Consider the following 17,048-nt stretch of genomic DNA (forward strand, 5'->3'; position numbering starts at 1 on the left):
CTACCTCATCCTGGAAGTCGCCAATCGCACCGCAGCCCGGCATTGGCTCACAGCCTCGGTATCCGGCCACCGTGACGATGTTCCGCAGATCACGCGCGGGGACTGGGGGACAAACAGGCCAAACACCTGCTTCAACATTGGCCTGACCTATGAGGGATTGGGCGCCCTCGGCACGCCGAGCGCTTCGCTTGCGATGTTCCCGAACGAGTTCATCGAAGGCATGACCGCCCGCGCCTTGAAGCTCGGGGATGTCGGGCCGAGCGCGCCGGAAAACTGGCCAGCTCCCTTCAACGAGCCCAGGCGGATCCATCTCATCGCGACGATCTACGCCGAGACGATCGAGCAGTTGGACGACGTCCAGACCCGCGCCCTCGCCGATACGAGCGCCCTCACACTGGTCGGTACCCGCGAGGGCTACAGCTTTCCCGAGGACCGCGTTCACTTCGGCTACCGCGACAACATCATGCAACCAAGGTTCGAGGGCATTCATGACTCGGATCGCTATGACGACGGACAACCCAAGGCCCCGCTCGGCACCGTGTTGCTGGGACATCGGACCAACCTGGAAGGTTTGAGGTGGCGGGTTCCTCAGCCTGAAGAGTTGGGACACAACGGCACCTTCAACGCCTTTCGCGTGTTGCAGCAGGACGTGGTTGGCTTCGAGGAATATCTCGATCAGGCCGCCTCCGATTTGCTCAAGCACAAGCAGGTCGAGGAATTGCTGCCGCGCGGCGCCGAAGCGAAAATCGGCGAAATCCTCTCGATCAAAGACCCGACGCCTCATGGTGCCTTGCGCGAGATCGTCGCCGCCAACCTGTGCGGCCGATGGCGCGATGGCACGCCGCTGGCCCTCTCGGCGGACCTGCCTGATCCCGACCTGATCAAGAAGAAGTTCGACTACGTCGGCGCGTCCGGTTGCCCCTACGGAGCCCATATCCGCCGGAGCAACCCGCGGGGCGGACAGATCGTGCAACGTATTGCGAACAACGGCCGGCGCCTCGTCCGGCGAGGCGTACCTTATGGACCAGCCTATGACCGGACGCTGCCCCGTAATCCGAACGGACCCGAGCCGGAACGAGGCCTCTTGGGCAACTTCATCGGGGCGAACCTTGGCGCCCAGTTCGAAGCCATGTCCTGCGATTGGCTGAATCTCGGCCTCCAGGACCCGCGCCTCACCGGATCCAACGATGCAATCACGGGCGCCAACGATCCCAACAACAGCTGGTTCGACCTGCCGCTCAAATCCGGTAGCACGATCCGGCTGCGGGGGTTGCCGCGATTTGTCCAGACGCGGGGCGGCGCCTATGCGTTCCTGCCGAGCCTCAGGGCGATCCGCTTCCTGGGATCGTTGACGACGTGAGCCGTTGGCGCCTGAGCTGCGGCCCCTCACCCGATTTGCTGCGCAAACCGATTCAACCCAACTCCATCCCGCTCTAGCTCAGCACTCTCACCAAATCATCGGCCTCACGCAGATCGCGGGAAGTTTCCGCGGATGCAAACTTCGCCCGGGTCGATATCAGCAGGTCTCGTGCGTCGGCGCGCTTGGACGCGCTCTCGCCGGCGCTGACCAGGCGCGCGATGCTGATCGCCGTGCGCAATTCCCAACCGACTGCCCCGACCTTCCTGGCAGAGGCAAGCGAGCGTTTGAACAAGCGCATGGCGGCCCGGTCGTCTCGCATTGGTTCCTGACACAACAGTGTGCCGTGGATCCGATAGATCTCGGCAGCAGCCCAGCGCTCGCCGGTTTGCTTCACCAGGGACTCGGCCGAAGCGGCGAAGCGGCGAGCCCTTTCTATCTGCCCGATCCGTCCGAATTCCGTGGCGAGCAGAATTCGATAGAGCGGAATCTGAATGCACCGATCCTCGACGGGTAGTTTTTCGAGCAGGCCGCACAGTTGTTCGAGCACCTCCGGCGCGGAACCTCGTGCCGCCAACGCAGAGGTCGCCCACAAAGGACCGATGACCCGGTACATCGGATAGCCATACTCGTCAGCGACCTTCAGGCCGCGTTCGACGCTGTCAAGGTTGGCCGCAAGATCGCCTTCATACCAGTGATCGGACACGCCAAGAATGGAGGCAAATGCCAGCATGAAAGGATGCCCGATCTCATTCGCGAGCTGCCGCGCCGTCTCACAGCACTCTCTGGCCCGGCCGGGCCGGCCCAGCAGCCATTCGATGTGTCCGGAATAGACCAGCGACACGATCAATGGATCATGCTGATAGATCTGGACCAGCTTGCCGTGGTCACGAGGATTGTAACGGGCGCTGATCAGAGCGGCGAGTTCGCTCGCCTGCTCCAGACGACCGAGAAAGAAATTGGCGATCAGGGCAGCGGTGTACGCCATGAGGGCAGCTTCGTCGTCGCGCCACTCCTCGGCCCTCCGGACGAAATCCTGCGCATGCTCGAGGCCCTTGGTGAGTTCGCAGTTGACGAGCTTCGCTATGGTACTTCCCCACAGCACCGTCGCCTTCTCGCGAGTGGTGCCATGGCTCGCACAAAGCTTGAGTGCGCGACTGTAGGATCCATAGACGTGCGGATCGGACCACCCTGCGTTTGCGGTGTAGGCCATCGCCAGGCTGGATTGCAGCGCGATTTCGGACTCGAAGCGCTGTTGCGAAGCGGGCAGCTTCGGAATCAGCGAGAGCCCCTCGCGCAGATGGGCCACGGCCTCCTTGGTGGCTGATCGGCTGAGCGCCGATTTGCCCGCCTGAAGCCAGGCCTCGATCGCTTCCGGAATATTGCCGGCGCGCGCATAGTGATACCCGAGCACGGCGGGCTGACTGCTCTCCCGGATCGCAGCCTCCTGAAGCAGCGATGATGCAACACGCGCATGCAGCTCGCGCCGCTCCTCCTTGAGTAGCGAGGAGTAGGCGACTTCCTGGATCATCGCGTGCTTGAACGCGAAGGTGGTGCCTTTGGATTTCTCAACGCGATACACAATCTCGGCGCTCTCCAGTGCCCGCAACGCGTGTTTCAGCGTTTGGTCGTTACCCGGAAGCACGTTGAAGACACCTTCATAATCGAATTGCCTGCCGAAGACGGAGGCGATCTGGGCGACACGCTTGGCCGGACCGAGGCGATCAAGGCGCTCCATCAGCGAGTCCTGAATGCTCGACGGCACCAGCGGTTCGGGCAATTTCTTGCTCAGCGCCACGCCGTCAGCGGCGAACTCGACCGTGCGGGCATCGATCACGGCCCGCGTAAACTCCTCGATGAAAAGCGGCACGCCATCCGTTCTCGCAACGATCTGGCTGGCGATCCGGCGCGGGACGATATCGCTGCCGGCAACGGCTGCCACCATTTGCTCGCATTCGCGCGGTGCCAGCTTCTGCAGAGCAATCCGTCGAACTGCCGGATCCGACAACCAGTCTGCCTTGTAGTCATCGCGATGTGTGATCAAGATCATCACCCGCTCGCCGGAACAGCGCTCCGCGATGCGTTCCACCAGTTCGATGGTGGTCGGGTCGATCCACTGGACGTCCTCCGCGACGATCAGGATCGGCCGCTTGCTCGAGGCCGCGATGAGAACATCGATGAACACCTCGAAAGCCCGGTCACGCTCAAAGGGAGAGCCGAGATCCGCGGGTTCGTATTCCGGGCAGGCGGGTATCGACAGGACAGCCCCGTAGTAGCTGAGTGCGTCTGCGACTTTGGGGGCTTCTCTTGCCAAAAACGAGCGCAATTTTGCCAATGCGAGTTCCGCATCGTCGGCCTGCTGGATGCCGGTCACGCGCCTGAGCCGCTCGATTTCCGGGGCAAGCGGCGTGTTAACGTGGAACGGCGAGCATTGCAGCGACACAACGCTCCGCCGAGAGGCATCGAGGGAGCTGCGGAACTGGCGGATCAGCCGTGACTTGCCGATGCCAGGTTCGCCGGAAATGACGCCGACCTGTCCTGAGCCCGCTACCGTCTGCTGCCACATCTCGGCAAGCAATGCGCTTTCGCTGGCTCGGTTGATCATCGGAGCAAGAGGCAACCTCTGCGCCCTGTCGAACCTGCTCTCGCTGGAGGCGAGCGCTTCCGCGCTCCAGGCGTCGACCGGCTCCTCCACGCCCTTGAGCGGTCGTCTGCCAAGCGGCGCGTAGCTGAACGTTCCGCGGGTCAGCTCGTAAGTGCTCGCGCCGACCACGACACCATTCTCATTAGCGAGGCCCTGCAGGCGGGCAGCAACATGTGCGGAGCTGCCGAACACTTCCCGCCGCTCGGGGGGCTCGCCGGGCACGCTGCCCACGACGACCACCCCCGTGTTCACCCCGATCCGCACACCAAGGCGGACGAAGCTGCCATCCGACAGCGGAAACTGATGTTCCTTGATCGCCGCGGCGACCGCGAGCGAAGCGCGCACCGCGCGTTCGGGATCATTTTCATGGGCTTGTGGCACGCCAAAATATGCCAACAATCCGTCGCCGATCAATCTCGCGATGTGACCGCCGTAGCGGTGAAGCTCCTCGTCGCAGATATCGCGGTAGGTTTTGATAATCGCAAAGAATTCTTCGGGATCGATGCGCTCACTCAGGGGTGTCGAGCCGACGATGTCGATAAATGCCACGGTAAGCTGCCGGCGCTCGGCATGCGGAGCCTCGCTCTCGACGTTCGCCGGCGACCGCGTCCACTGAAGTCCGCTCGCCTGATCCGCACTCGGCAGGCTACTCATGACGCCACCATGTTCCGTTTCCGCCGTACCTGCCGCGAGGCTAGATAGACCGCGAGCCTCCGGTTGACGCTGCCAAGCTGCCTGCACTCAGGCAGGAGGCCAGCAATCCCAAGGATTGAACACCACGGGCTCGCAGCCGTATAGCTGATTTTGCGCCGGAGGACTATGATTTGGAATGGCGATGCTTCCCATTCCCTCTTGAGGGCGGGTCCACCACCGCACGACGTTGTGCTCGCCGATCTTCGACTTTAGTCAAAAAGCTGTCGCAGGCGCGACGTAAACTGCTGGTGAGCTATGGGCCACTATCCGCCATCGGCAACCGCATCGTGGACGTTCAGATCGACGCCCTGCGGATCCTTGATTGTGGACACCGTGACCAGAGAGATCAGCGACAGTACCGCGATATAGACGCCGACACGCCAGGATTCGCCGTAGGTCCCGATGATCCATTGCGCGATCATCGGCGCGAAGGCGCCGCCGAGAATGGCGCCGAGCGCGTAGCCGATCGAGACGCCGGAATAACGCACCTTGGCCGGGAACAGCTCGGCGTAGAGCGCCGCCTGCGGCCCGTAGGACAGGCCGAGCGCGACGGTGAGGCCGACCGCGCCGATGAAGAACAGCAGCAGGTTCTTGGTGTCGATCAGGAACCACATCGGCACCGCCCACAGCACCATCAGCCCGTAGCCGATCTGGAAGCACCTGACGCGCCCGATCTTGTCGCCGAGGATGCCGCCCACCAGCGTGAAGATGAACCAACTCACGGCAGCCAGCGTTCCGCCGAGCAGGAGCTGCTCCGACGGCATCTTCAGCGTGTTGGCGCCGTAGCTGATGATGAAGGCGATCAGGATGTAGCCGGCCGCGTTGTTGGCCATGAAGATCAATGCGGTGCGCAGGATCTCCTTGCTGTGGTTGCGGAACAGCTCCTTGATCGGCGCGGCCGATTCCTTGCGCCGTCGCTGCATCGCCTGGAACACCGGAGATTCCTCGACGGTACGGCGGATCACGATGCCGACCACGATCAAGAGGATCGACAGCAGGAACGGGATGCGCCAGCCCCATTCGATCATCGCCTGCTTGCCAAGCGTCGTGGTGAGCACCCACAGCACGCCGGTCGCCAAAATCATGCCGAGCGGCGTGCCGATCTGCGGGAACGAGCCGAAGAAGCTGCGCCGGTCGCGAGGCGCCGACTCCACCGACATCAGCGCAGCCCCGCCCCATTCACCGCCGGCCGAGAATCCTGCAGGATGCGCAGCAGGATCAGGAGCGCCGGCGCCCAGGCGCCGATCTGCGCGTAGGTCGGCAGCATGCCGACCAGCGCGGTCGCAGCCCCCATCAGGAGCAGCGTGACGACGAGCATGTTCTTGCGCCCGAACCGGTCGCCGAGGTGGCCGCAGACGATGGCGCCGAGCGGACGGAACAGGAACGACAGGCCGAGCGTCGCAAACGACACGATCTGCGCCAGCAGCGGATTGTGCTGGTTCATCGGCGCGAAGAACAGCGCGCCGAACACCAGACCCGCTGCCTGCGCGTAGACGAAGAAGTCGTACCATTCGATCGTGGTGCCGACGAGCGTCGCGGTGAGAACCTTGCGTTCCTCATCCGACAGTTCAGCGCCGCGCGTGCGCGCCGACTGTTCGATAGACATGTGGCCTCCCCTGACCTGGTTCTTGTCCGTGCGGGGGCGCTCGATCTGCCGCGGCGCCATGCCCGCATGGTTTCTGTTGCCGGGATAGCAGAACTTCGCGCAGGGCACGAGCGAAATAGTTGCACACGCAACGGTTATGGGGATGGCGACGCCCGGCTCCTGACCGGGCTACCTCACCCGCGATTGACGGGCACCCATCCCAAAACGCCCGTTGTGCACCGCAGCAAGATGGCTATGGTTCGGAGTTCCCAAGAGGTGGATAAGTGTCTGAAATCAATGCCGATGCCTGGGTCTCCTCAGGCCACCGCCCGATGGGCTTTCCCGAATTCGTTGTCGTTATCGCTTCCATCATGGCGTTGAACCCGCTGGCGATGGACATGATGCTGCCGGCGCTGCCCAACATCCGCTCCGCATTTGGCATCGTCGACGCCAACCGTCCGCAGATGGTGCTGTCGATCTTCCTGGTCGGCTTCGGCGTCGGCCAGTTCATCATGGGCCCGCTGTCGGACCGGTTCGGCCGCCGCCCCGTGCTGCTCGGCGGCATGACGGTCTACTGCATCGCCGGCCTGCTCGCGATCATGGCGCCTTCCCTCGAGACGCTGCTGCTGGCGCGCGCGCTGCAAGGCCTCGGCACCGCGGCAACCCGCGTGATCGCGACCTCGATCGTGCGCGACTGCTACGCCGGACGGCGGATGGCGAGCGTGATGTCGCTGGCGATGATGGTGTTCATCGCGGTCCCCGTGATCGCGCCGTCATTCGGCCAGGCCGTGATGCTGCTGACGCATTGGCGCGGCATCTTCGTCATCCTGATGGTCTATGGCGTGATTGCGCTGGCCTGGAGCGCGCTGCGCATGCCGGAGACGCTGGCACCGGACAATCGCAAGTCGCTGGCGATCCCGGACGTGCTCTCCGCGTTCCGCCAGACCATCACCAACCGCCAGACACTCGGCTACGCGCTCGCCGCCGGCGCCGTGCAGGGCGCGCTGTTTGCCTTCGTATTCTCGTCGCAGCAGGTCTTCACCGAGATCTTCAAGCTCGGCCATTTCTTTCCGGTCGCCTTCGCGGCGTGTGCGGTCGGCGTCGCGATCGCCGGCTTCCTCAACTCCCGCATCGTCGGCCGCATCGGCATGCGCGTGATCTCGCACGCCGCGATATCAGGCTTTGCCGTCGTCGCCGCGGTGCTGTTCGTCGCGGTGAAGACCGATATGCTGTCGCTGCCGCTGTTCATGGCGCTGGCGGCGCTGATGATGTTCGCGTTCGGCCTGATGATGGCGAACTTCACCGCGCTCGCGATGGAGCCGCAGGGCAAGATCGCCGGCACCGCCTCCTCGCTCTACGGCACCATCACCACCCTGCTCGGGATCGGCATCGGCACCACCATCGGCCAGAACTATGACGGCACGCTCGTACCGTTCGCGACCGGCTTCTTCCTCTGCACGCTGGCCGCACTGGCGGTAGTGCTGGTGACGGAAAAGGGCCGCATGTTCCGACCGCACCATCATCCGATTTGATGACTACTTTCCGGGCACCGACGAAAACAGATAGACCAGCCCCTCCGTCATGGTCGGGTGCGTGACGATGAGATCGCGCAGGGTCGTGTAGGGCAGCCCCGCGCTCATCATCAACTGGACCGGTGCCAGCAGTTCGCCGGCGTTGACGCCGAGAGCGGTGAACCCGAGAATTCGATCGTCGTCGCCGATCAGCGCCTTCAGAAAGCCGTGGGTCTCACCGAGCGTCTGCGCTCTGAGCACGGCCGCCGTGGGAAGCTTCGCCAACCGATAGCCGAGGCCCTGCTGCCTGGCATCGGTCTCGCGCAGACCGATGTGCGCAAGCTCGGGATCGGTGAACAGCGCGTAGGGCACCTGGCGGCCGATGGTCGTACGCCTTTCGCCTCGGAGCGTTCGCTGCACGATACGGTAGTCGTCGAAAGCGATATGCGTGAAGTGGGGGCTGCCGGCGCAATCGCCCACCGCATAGACGTTGTCGGCGGTCGTCCGCAGCACCTCGTTCACCTCGATATGCCCGGTCGCGGTGAGTTTGATGCCGGCCTTTTCCAGTCCGATCCCGTCCGTGTTGGGCGCCCGGCCGACGGCTGCGAGAATGTGGGTGGCCCTGATGGTCTCCTCGCCGGCCGCGGTGCTTATCTTGACGACGACCCCATCTCCGGAGCGTCCCTCCACAGACTCGACCGTGGCGCCCAGCAGGAACCGGATGCCCTCCGCGGCAAGCAGTCTGCCGAGTTCGGCCGCGACATCTTCATCCTCGCGCGGCAGCAGCCGCCCGCTCCGGTCGATCACCGTCACCGCTGAGCCGAAGCGCGCCATGGCCTGCGCGAATTCCAGCCCGACATAGCCGCCGCCGAGGATCAGCAGATGTCCGGGCAAGGTATCGAGTTCGAGCTCTTCGACATGCGTCATCGGCTGCGCCTCGCGCAGACCGGCGATTTCGGGAATGATCGCGCGCGATCCCGTACTCACGATCACCGTGTCGGCGCTCAGTGACCGGGCACCGCCGTGCTCCAGCTCAACGGATAAGTTGCGGGGACCGGTGAACACGCCCCGACCGTGGATGAACTCGACGTGGTTGGCAGCGAAGCGCTTATTGTGAATCTCAACCAAGCCATTCACCATCGCGCGTTTGCGGTCGCGGACCACGGTCATGTCGATGCCGGGTGCCGGGGCGTTAAGTCCGAAGTCCTGCAGTCTCCGCGCGTACCAGGCTACTTTGGCGGAATGCACCACGTTCTTGCTCGGCAGACAGGCGATATTGGGACACGACCCGCCGACGTAGCGCCGCTCGACGAGCGCAACACGTTTGCCCTCGGCGCCGAGCGACCAAGAGAGGTATTTGCCGGCTTCTCCGCTACCGAGCACCAGAGCATCGAAGGTTTCGACCGGTGATCCTGCACTGACCATTTTTGAATTCCTTGCTTGTCGCGAACCGGCGCGCTTCAGGACCTCGCCCAAGCGGATGTCATGTGACCCTTACGCGTCCGAACGAAAGGTTAGCTGCCCGGCGTCAGGTTTTCTACGGTCCCGACAGCGGACGATGCCTTCGCCCGTTCCGCCGGAGGTGCCGACCGCTCGGATTGCCGCTTCCGCAGTACTCTGTCGCTGATATTACGCCTGGAGACTGATAGTGTCGGTCCCACGGGAGAAACCAGCCCCGTCACGAATGTAGAAATGTGGGTTCATGACGCAGTCTGTTGCGGGTCGTGATTCAACAAACATAAAAAGCGATGCGTTTTTCCTTATCGATCCGCGTCAGGGCGATGTCGAGGACGACGCTGCGAGTCCCGGACAAAGGTCGTTGCTCGCGATCGCCGGAAGTCTGCTGGTCGAAATCAGCCTGCCGAAGTTGCTGTTCGCCTGGACGGTTTCGCTGGTGTTGCCGGCAGTACTGCTCGGCCTCACGCCGCTGGTGGCAACCGCATGGCTCGCCACGGTTTCGGGGCATATTCTTGCGCTAACGGAAGTCGGCGCCGCACTGGTACTGGCCGTCCTCGCGGTGCTGGGATGGATCGGATGGCGGCCGTTGTTTCGGGTCGCCGAGACCAACTTCTGGTCGCTCAACGCGCTGGCCGTGCAGCCGGCCTATGTATTTTGCCGTGAGGCGCTGCGCCATCTGGCGGAGCGGACGTTCGCCCGGCATTTTACCCCGGCCGGGCGAGCGCGGATGCGCGCGACGAGTTCCGCCGTCGCCGGCATCACCGTGTGCGGATGCGCAGCGTTCATCGCGATTCTTGTTTGGCCGGGTTCGCGCTGGATCGGCACCGCGTCTGACCTCACGGTACCGCATCACTTGATCGTGCCGACCCTCTGCAACGCCATCGTCCTGGTGTCGTGTTATCTCACGCTCGCGGCGCTGGTCTGGGGCTTTGCGGATGCCAGCATGGACCAGCCGTTCGATCTTGCTGCATTCGATACCGCGCCAGCCGGTAGCCGCACATGGCGCGTCGCGCATCTTTCGGACCTTCATGTCGTTGGTGAGCGATATGGTTTTCGCATTGAAAGCGGACGCGGCGGTCCGTGCGGCAACGAACGTCTCGACCGCGTTATGGCTCGCCTCGAGGCCATCCATATCTCGCAGCCGCTCGATCTTGTGCTGGTCACCGGCGACATGACCGATGCCGGCCGCGCGACGGAATGGGCGGAGTTCTTCGACGCGGTGACGCGGCATCCCGCTCTCGCCGCACGCATGATGGTGTTGCCCGGCAACCACGACCTGAACATCGTCGATCGCGCCAATCCAGCGCGGCTCGACTTGCCGTTTAGCCCGGCCAAACGGCTGCGGCAGATGCGGACGCTGTCAGCGATGGCTGCGTTGCAGGGCGATTGCGCACGGGTAGACGGCGCCGGCAAACCTGCGCCGACGCTCAATGAGGCGCTGGCGCCGTATCGCCTGCGCATCGCGGCTTTCGCGGAGAGCGGCGGCCTGCGCCGCGCCGCCGGGCTCGGGCGCGTCTTCGACGATCAGTTCCCGATGATCCTGCCGCCCGATACGGAGGACGGTTTTGGCGTCGCTATCCTCAATTCCAACGCGGAAACGCATTTCTCCTTCACCAACGCACTCGGATTTGTCTCCGCCGAAGAAACCCGCCGCCTCACGACTGCGATCAGCAGGTTTCCGAAGGCGTGCTGGTTGATCGCCTTGCATCACCACTTGATCGAATATCCGATGCCGGTCACGGCGTTTTCCGAGCGCATCGGTACGGCGCTCGTCAACGGCAGCTGGTTTGTGCGCAAGCTCCGGCCGTTCGGGCCGCGCATCGTGGTCATGCACGGTCACCGCCATATCGACTGGATCGGCACCTGCGGTTCGGTAAGGATCGTCTCCGCCCCGTCGCCGGTGATGAAGTCGACAGATGACGCATCCACCCATTTCTACATTCACACGCTCGCTGCCGGTCCCGACGGGCCGCTTTATCTACTTGCGCCCGAGCGCATCGAGATCGCGGGGATCGAGCTTCGATCCGCTGACTAGTTGATCTGGTTGATTTTCGTCCGTAGCGGTCCGCCGAGCAGGTCGGCGAGCCACCGGCTCGACGGATGCTGGCCGCAGAAGCTGAGAATAGCGAGGGCGATCGGCACGCCGATGAAAGTCCCGAACAAGCCCCACAGAAAGGTAAAGAAGAAGATCGCGAACAGGACGACCAAGGGAGAGATCGAGAGCACGTTGCCTGATACGCGCGGCTCGATATAGCTGCCGACGACGAACTGGATGACATTGAGGCAGGCGAAGACGCCAAGAACCGCTTGCCAGGTGTCGAACCGCGTCATCGCCAGTAAAGTCGGAAACAGCGTAGCAATAAAAGGACCGATGAACGGGATATAGTTGAGCACGAAGGCGATCACCCCCCATTCAACCGCGAACGGCAGCCCGATGATCCAGGCGAACGCCCCGACGAGCAGGCCGGTCATGATGCTCATCTGCGTCCGCACCAGCAGGTATTTCCTGAACTTCTCCGCGGTCGCAGCGCTGCCGTCGAGAAGCACGCGCGCTGCCTCGCGGTTGTCGAGTCCTTCGATCTTCCGCCTGATATCGTCGACTTCCAGCAAACCCAGGATGACATAGACCAGTGCAATCAACCAGAAGCTGAGCGTGGTGTTGACGCGGCCCGCGACCTGCTGTGTCGCACGCAACAACCACGCAACGTTGAAATGCTCGGCCCACAGACCGGCGACCGATACGCCGTGGCCGTCGAGCCATGTTATCAAGTCAACATAAAGCGTTTGGTATCGTGGCGCATCCGCGATGAGCGAACGGCCTACCCGGCCGAAGCCCCAGACCACCATCGAGCCGAAAGCGAGGCATACTGTGATCGTTACAACGATCGTGATCGCCAGCGCCACGAGCTTCGGCATCCGCGCCTGCAGCCGGTTCTGCAACGGCCACACGATCGCGATGATGAAGATTGCGAGCGCAACAGGGGCAAACACCTTGTTTGCCTGCGCGACGGCGGCCGCGAGCAGGACCGCCGCAATGATCCCAACGGAGGTCTTCATGCCCCCACCATGGTTTGAAGCTCAAGTGCTTTGAGAAACATACCGGCAACTGCCGGAGACGCAAACTCAATCCAGCCAATTCAAGCCAGGTGACTGCTCTGGCTCATCGTCATCGCACAGCGATATCCGGGGCCGCAGGCATGCTCCCCGATATCGCTTATCCAGGCTGCAATTCTTGGGACGCGTCAGGCTTCCTTCGTCCGCCCCACACTGCTCCGTGCTCGCGCCGGAGCCATACGCCGCCGCGACGTGGCGAATCCCTCCATCCCGAGTTGCCATTGCAGGCCGACGATCGCGCCCTTGGTCGGCTGCAGCAAGCCTAGCGCGCTGAACAGCGTGAAGGGCAGCCAGATCGCCAGTTGCAGCCACGCCGGCGGCGCGTAGGTCATTTCCATCCAGAGCAGCGCCGGCACCACGATGTGACCGACCACGACGATGACGAGATAGGCCGGAAAATCGTCGGCGCGCTGCGGGGTGAAATCTTCGCCGCAGATTTCGCAATGGTCGGCGACCTTCAGGAAACGGCCGAACAAATGGCCGCGTCCGCAGTTCGGGCACTTCATCGTGAAGCCACGCAACATCGCTTTTGGCAGTGAGACCGTTTCCGTCATGGCCGTCGTCCTTGACCTGATCTGATGCTCCATACAATATGCATTGCGAGACCTACAATCAAAGACAATTCGCCGGATTGCATGGATTGGATCCCTACAGTTTCCGAATGGCACGGCCCGATGTTCCAGCGCATCGTCGACGCACTCGCGGCCGATATCGCCAGCGGCCGGCTGGTGCGCGGCGAGCGGCTGCCGACCCATCGCGCGCTGGCGTCGGCGCTGGACATCGATCTCACCACGGTGACGCGCGCCTATGGCGAGGCACGGCGCCGCGGGCTGCTGGATGCCCGCGTCGGCCAGGGCACTTTCGTCTCCGAGACCACCGCGCGCGCCGCATCCGATCTGCCGGCGCCTGTTAACATCGACCTGTCGATGAACCTGCCGCCGCAGCCGGTCGAGGCCAATCTCGATCTGCGCATCGCGCAAGGGTTGGCGACGCTGCGTGCCGACGCCGGCTTTTCCGCCTATCTCGGTTACGCGCGTCCCGGCGGCAGCGCGGACGAACGCGAAGTTGCGGCAAACTGGCTGCGGCCGCGCGTGCCGGAGGCATCGCCCGACCGCATCGTGATCTATCCGGGATCGCAGGCGATCATCTTCAACGCCCTGCTCGCGCTGACATCGCCAGGCGATGTGGCGTTGACGGAAGCTTTGACCTTTCCCGGCGTGAAGGCCGCGGCGGCGCGACTCGACATCCGCCTTGTCGGCGTCGCGATGGATGCGGAAGGTATCAGTCCCGATGCACTTGACGAGGCCTGCCGCAAGCACAAGCCGAAGGTGGTCTATCTGGTGCCGACACAGCAGAACCCGACCACCGCCACGATGAGCGCCGGCCGGCGCAAGGCGATCGCCGATATCATCCGCAAACGCGGCTGCGTGTTGATTGAGGACGACGTCTACGGCCCGCTCGAACCACAGGTCGCGCCGATCGCGACCTTGATCCCGGAACGCACCTACTACGCCGCGAGCATCGCAAAATGCATCGCGCCGGCGCTGCGCGTCGCCTATTTATTGGCGCCCGATCAGGCCGCCGAGCAGCGGATGCGCGCCGGGTTGCAGGCCACCATGCAGATGCCGCCGTCGCTGATGGTCGGGCTGGTTACGCAATGGCTGCGCTCCGGGGTTGCCGCCGAGATCATCCGTGCCATCCGCAACGAGGCGGCCGCGCGCCAGCAGCTCGCGTCACGTTTCCTCAGAGGTGTCGCCTATGCGGCACGGCCGGCCAGCCATCATCTCTGGATGCCGCTGCCAAAACATTTCGACGGCACCGACCTGTTGTCGCATCTGATGCGCAACGGACTGGCGGTCGTCGGCGAAGATGCCTTTGCGGTGGGAGGCGCCGCGCCGCGCGGCCTGCGCGTCTCGCTCGGCGCCGCGCGCAACCGCGCCGAATTGAGCAAGGCGCTGCAGATGTTGTCGGGCGCGGTCCTCACGCCGGTCGGCGCAACGCAAATTGTGTAAATTTCGACGATCATCGCCGGAATATTACCGCTGGAAAATACTATGTTACATGTGATGCCCACGCTAGAACTGCGGCATTCGAGGCATGAGGCAGGGCGCAGTATTAATGTCATGCAGCTTTGATCGGGCCGTCCATGTTGCCACGCGAGCCTTTCGCGCGGCGACGATAGCGATCGTGTGTCTTGCGCCGGTCACAATCCGCTCCGCGCGCGGGTCCGACATCCCTGCCCCGTCGCCGGAAAAGCTCGAGCGCATCACGGCGTTCTTCAACAACGAGGTCGGAAGCGGACGGATTCCGGGCGCCGTCATCCTGATCCAGCAGCACGGCAAGCCGGTCTATTTGAAGAGCTTCGGCTATCGCGACGTCACGACCAGGGCGCCGATGATGCCGGACACGATCTTCGCGCTGCATTCGATGACCAAGCCGATCACCAGCGTCGCCGCGATGATGCTGGTCGACGAGGGCAAATTGTCGCCGCAGGACCCGCTGTCCAAATACATTCCGGCGTTCGCCGACGTGAAGGTCGGGATCGAGCCGGATAATGGAAACGATCTGAGCAAGCTCGAATTGGTGCCGCCAATTCGCCCGGTGACGATCCAGGACATCATGCGGCACACGTCGGGCATCACCTACGAATATATCGGCGCCGATTGGATCCAGAAGCTCTACCACGAAGGACATCTGTTCGACGGCCACTTCGACAACAGGGAATTCGTCGCGCGGCTGGCGAAACTGCCACTGTCGCGGCAGCCCGGCACGCTCTGGCGCTATGGTCACTCCACCGACGTGCTCGGCCGGGTGATCGAGGTCATCACGGGCAAGACGCTCTATCAGTTCGAGAAGGAGCGCATCTTCGATCCGATGAAGCTGAAGGACACCAGGTTCGTGCTCGATCCGGACACCGAACGGACGCGGCTCGCCGAGCCGCTGCCGTCGGACACCATCCTGATCGACGGCGAGCGCGACCGCCGCGCGCACCCCGAGTGGCAATCCGGTGGCGGCGGATTGCTGTCGACGGTGCCCGACTATGCACGCTTTGCCCAAATGCTCCTCAACGGCGGCGAGCTTGACGGCAAGCGCTACATCAGCCCCGCCGCCTTCAAGGACATGACGACGGACCATATCGGGCCGGGCTCCGGCGTCGGCCGCGACTACTGGTATTTTCCCGGCGACGGATTCGGTTATGGCTACGGCATCGCCGTGCGCACCGATCCCGGCATCGCCAAGCCGCCGCCGCCGGGCTCGATCGGCGAGCTGAAATGGGACAGCGGCAGCGGCACCTATTTCGGCGTCGATCCGAAGCTCGACATGATCTACATCTTGCTGGAGCAGACCCAGAGCGAGCGCCAGCGTATTACGCCGGCGTTCAGGAAGCTGGTCTACGACGCGTTCGAGCCTGACTAGGGCGGGATGAAGCCAAGTTGAATCGGTCGAGCGGCGGACTCGCTGCACCTCTCCCGCTTGCGAGAGCTTTGCGCAATCGCCTCTGCGGGAGTGAGGGCCTGTATCAGGGATTTTTTTGCTTGCTCTTGGACGGCGCGCGAGGATGTACGGCCTCGTTTGCCCAGCCGATCGACAGTATTGCGGAGCGGCGGTCATGCCGGAACTCCGATTGGGCGCAATATTGCCCATCGTTTGAGGTTCATGGCCAGGCAGAGAAGGCGCAGATGAGTGTGGTTGCGTGCCAGGCCCAGATAGCGAGCGCGGGCCCAGCCGTAGACGCCCTTGAGGCGCGCGAAGACTTGCTCGACCGGCGCGCGGCGCCGTCCCACGGCATCGTTGAAGCGCTTCTGTCGCTCGGTCAGGGCATGATGCTTGTTGGGCCGGAACATCAGCCGCGGCTTGATGCCCCGGGCCGCGAGCCCGGCGCGGCGCTCGTGCTTGTCATAGGCTTGGTCGGCGTAGACCGCCTTCTCGTCACCGCTGATCAACTCGTCGGCCGGCACCGTGTCGTTGACCGCGGCGTCGGTCAGCTTGCTGCGACGGATGATCGCCGAGCTCTGGTCGACGCCGACATGCGCCTTGTAGCCGAAGTACCGCTTGCCACCCTTCTTGGTCCATCGCGCATCCGCATCGCGCTCGCTGTTGACCAGCTTGCTCGGCGCGCGCCCGTCCGGGCCGGGCGGCAGTGGCTCCTTCGGTGGCTTCGGCGGCTTCACCGCCGACGGGATCAGGCTGGCATCGATCAATGTGCCTCGGCGCAGCACCAGCCCGCGCGCGTCGATCTGGCGCAGGATCTCGGAGAACAGCGTCTCGTCCAGACTGGCCTGCTGCAAAGCTTCGCGGAAGCGCCAGATCGTCGTGTGGTCGGGCGTCTCGTCACCGAGCACAAAGCCGCAGAATTCTCGGAACGAGGTCCGGTCATCGAGCGCTTCTTCCAGCTCCGGATCGGACAGCCCGTACCATTGCTGCAACAGCAGCGCCTTGAACATCACCAGCCGCGGATAGGGCGGCGCGCCACGCTCCGGTTCCGGGAGGCCGCGCAGCACGCGCTCGATAGCCGCCCAATCGACCAGCTCGCAAATCCGCCTCAGCACCGCACCCCCTTTCCCCCGCCGCGACGCCAGCGCATCTGCGAAGCTCGCTTGCCCAACCTGCCGATACGCCATCCCCAGCTCCATGTTCAGCTCGGTCTTAGAGAATCGCAGATTCGCCTTTACGCAAAGCCCTCGC

10 protein-coding genes and 1 pseudogene are annotated in these 17,048 nt (G+C 63.6%); 5 read left to right on the forward strand and 6 right to left on the reverse strand.

Features of this window, described 5'->3' with window-relative positions:
• Positions 1-220: 220 nt before the first annotated feature.
• Entirely contained in the window at positions 221-1,360 is a 1,140-nt protein-coding gene (locus ACP2YO_RS35285; protein ID WP_426435705.1) for a Dyp-type peroxidase, read from the forward strand.
• Positions 1,361-1,433: 73 nt separating this feature from the next.
• On the opposite strand, the gene ACP2YO_RS35290 is transcribed toward ACP2YO_RS35285, so the two are convergent.
• Together ACP2YO_RS35290 and ACP2YO_RS35295 are read right to left on the reverse strand one after the other, a co-directional pair.
• Positions 1,434-4,550, reverse strand: a complete 3,117-nt coding sequence (locus ACP2YO_RS35290) for an AAA family ATPase (protein ID WP_426435706.1) — start codon at positions 4,548-4,550, stop codon at positions 1,434-1,436.
• 407 nt (positions 4,551-4,957) lie between these two features.
• Positions 4,958-6,360: pseudogene (locus ACP2YO_RS35295) on the reverse strand (MFS transporter).
• Positions 6,361-6,611: 251 nt separating this feature from the next.
• Between ACP2YO_RS35295 and ACP2YO_RS35300 the strand changes: the two are divergent.
• Entirely contained in the window at positions 6,612-7,811 is a 1,200-nt protein-coding gene (locus ACP2YO_RS35300) for a multidrug effflux MFS transporter (RefSeq protein ID WP_426443390.1), read from the forward strand.
• Positions 7,812-7,814: 3 nt separating this feature from the next.
• Here ACP2YO_RS35300 and ACP2YO_RS35305 read toward each other — a convergent pair whose 3' ends face one another.
• Positions 7,815-9,215: a dihydrolipoyl dehydrogenase family protein gene (locus tag ACP2YO_RS35305; protein WP_426435707.1), complete on the reverse strand. Its 1,401-nt coding sequence runs from the start codon at positions 9,213-9,215 to the stop codon at positions 7,815-7,817.
• Positions 9,216-9,609: 394 nt separating this feature from the next.
• Here ACP2YO_RS35305 and ACP2YO_RS35310 point away from each other — a divergent pair, with 394 nt between their 5' ends.
• Positions 9,610-11,283, forward strand: a complete 1,674-nt coding sequence (locus tag ACP2YO_RS35310) for a metallophosphoesterase family protein (protein WP_426435708.1) — start codon at positions 9,610-9,612, stop codon at positions 11,281-11,283.
• Here ACP2YO_RS35310 and ACP2YO_RS35315 read toward each other — a convergent pair.
• Positions 11,280-12,305, reverse strand: coding sequence for an AI-2E family transporter (locus ACP2YO_RS35315; protein WP_426435709.1), 1,026 nt, complete (start codon positions 12,303-12,305; stop codon positions 11,280-11,282). The genes ACP2YO_RS35310 and ACP2YO_RS35315 overlap by 4 nt on opposite strands.
• 185 nt (positions 12,306-12,490) lie before the next feature.
• A complete protein-coding gene (locus ACP2YO_RS35320; protein WP_426435710.1) occupies positions 12,491-12,916 on the reverse strand; it encodes a DUF983 domain-containing protein in 426 nt (141 codons plus the stop codon).
• 120 nt (positions 12,917-13,036) lie between these two features.
• On the opposite strand from ACP2YO_RS35320, the gene ACP2YO_RS35325 reads away from it, so the two are divergent.
• Positions 13,037-14,374, forward strand: coding sequence for a PLP-dependent aminotransferase family protein (locus ACP2YO_RS35325; RefSeq protein WP_426435711.1), 1,338 nt, complete (start codon positions 13,037-13,039; stop codon positions 14,372-14,374).
• 106 nt (positions 14,375-14,480) lie between these two features.
• Positions 14,481-15,779: a serine hydrolase domain-containing protein gene (locus tag ACP2YO_RS35330; RefSeq protein WP_426435712.1), complete on the forward strand. Its 1,299-nt coding sequence runs from the start codon at positions 14,481-14,483 to the stop codon at positions 15,777-15,779.
• A gap of 191 nt (positions 15,780-15,970) precedes the next feature.
• Here ACP2YO_RS35330 and ACP2YO_RS35335 read toward each other — a convergent pair whose 3' ends face one another.
• Positions 15,971-16,984 (reverse strand): IS5 family transposase, encoded by a 1,014-nt coding sequence (locus ACP2YO_RS35335; protein WP_426434110.1) that lies wholly within the window; start codon positions 16,982-16,984, stop codon positions 15,971-15,973.
• Positions 16,985-17,048 lie beyond the last annotated feature (64 nt).

The organism is Bradyrhizobium genosp. P (assembly GCF_049949265.1).
GTDB lineage: Bacteria > Pseudomonadota > Alphaproteobacteria > Rhizobiales > Xanthobacteraceae > Bradyrhizobium.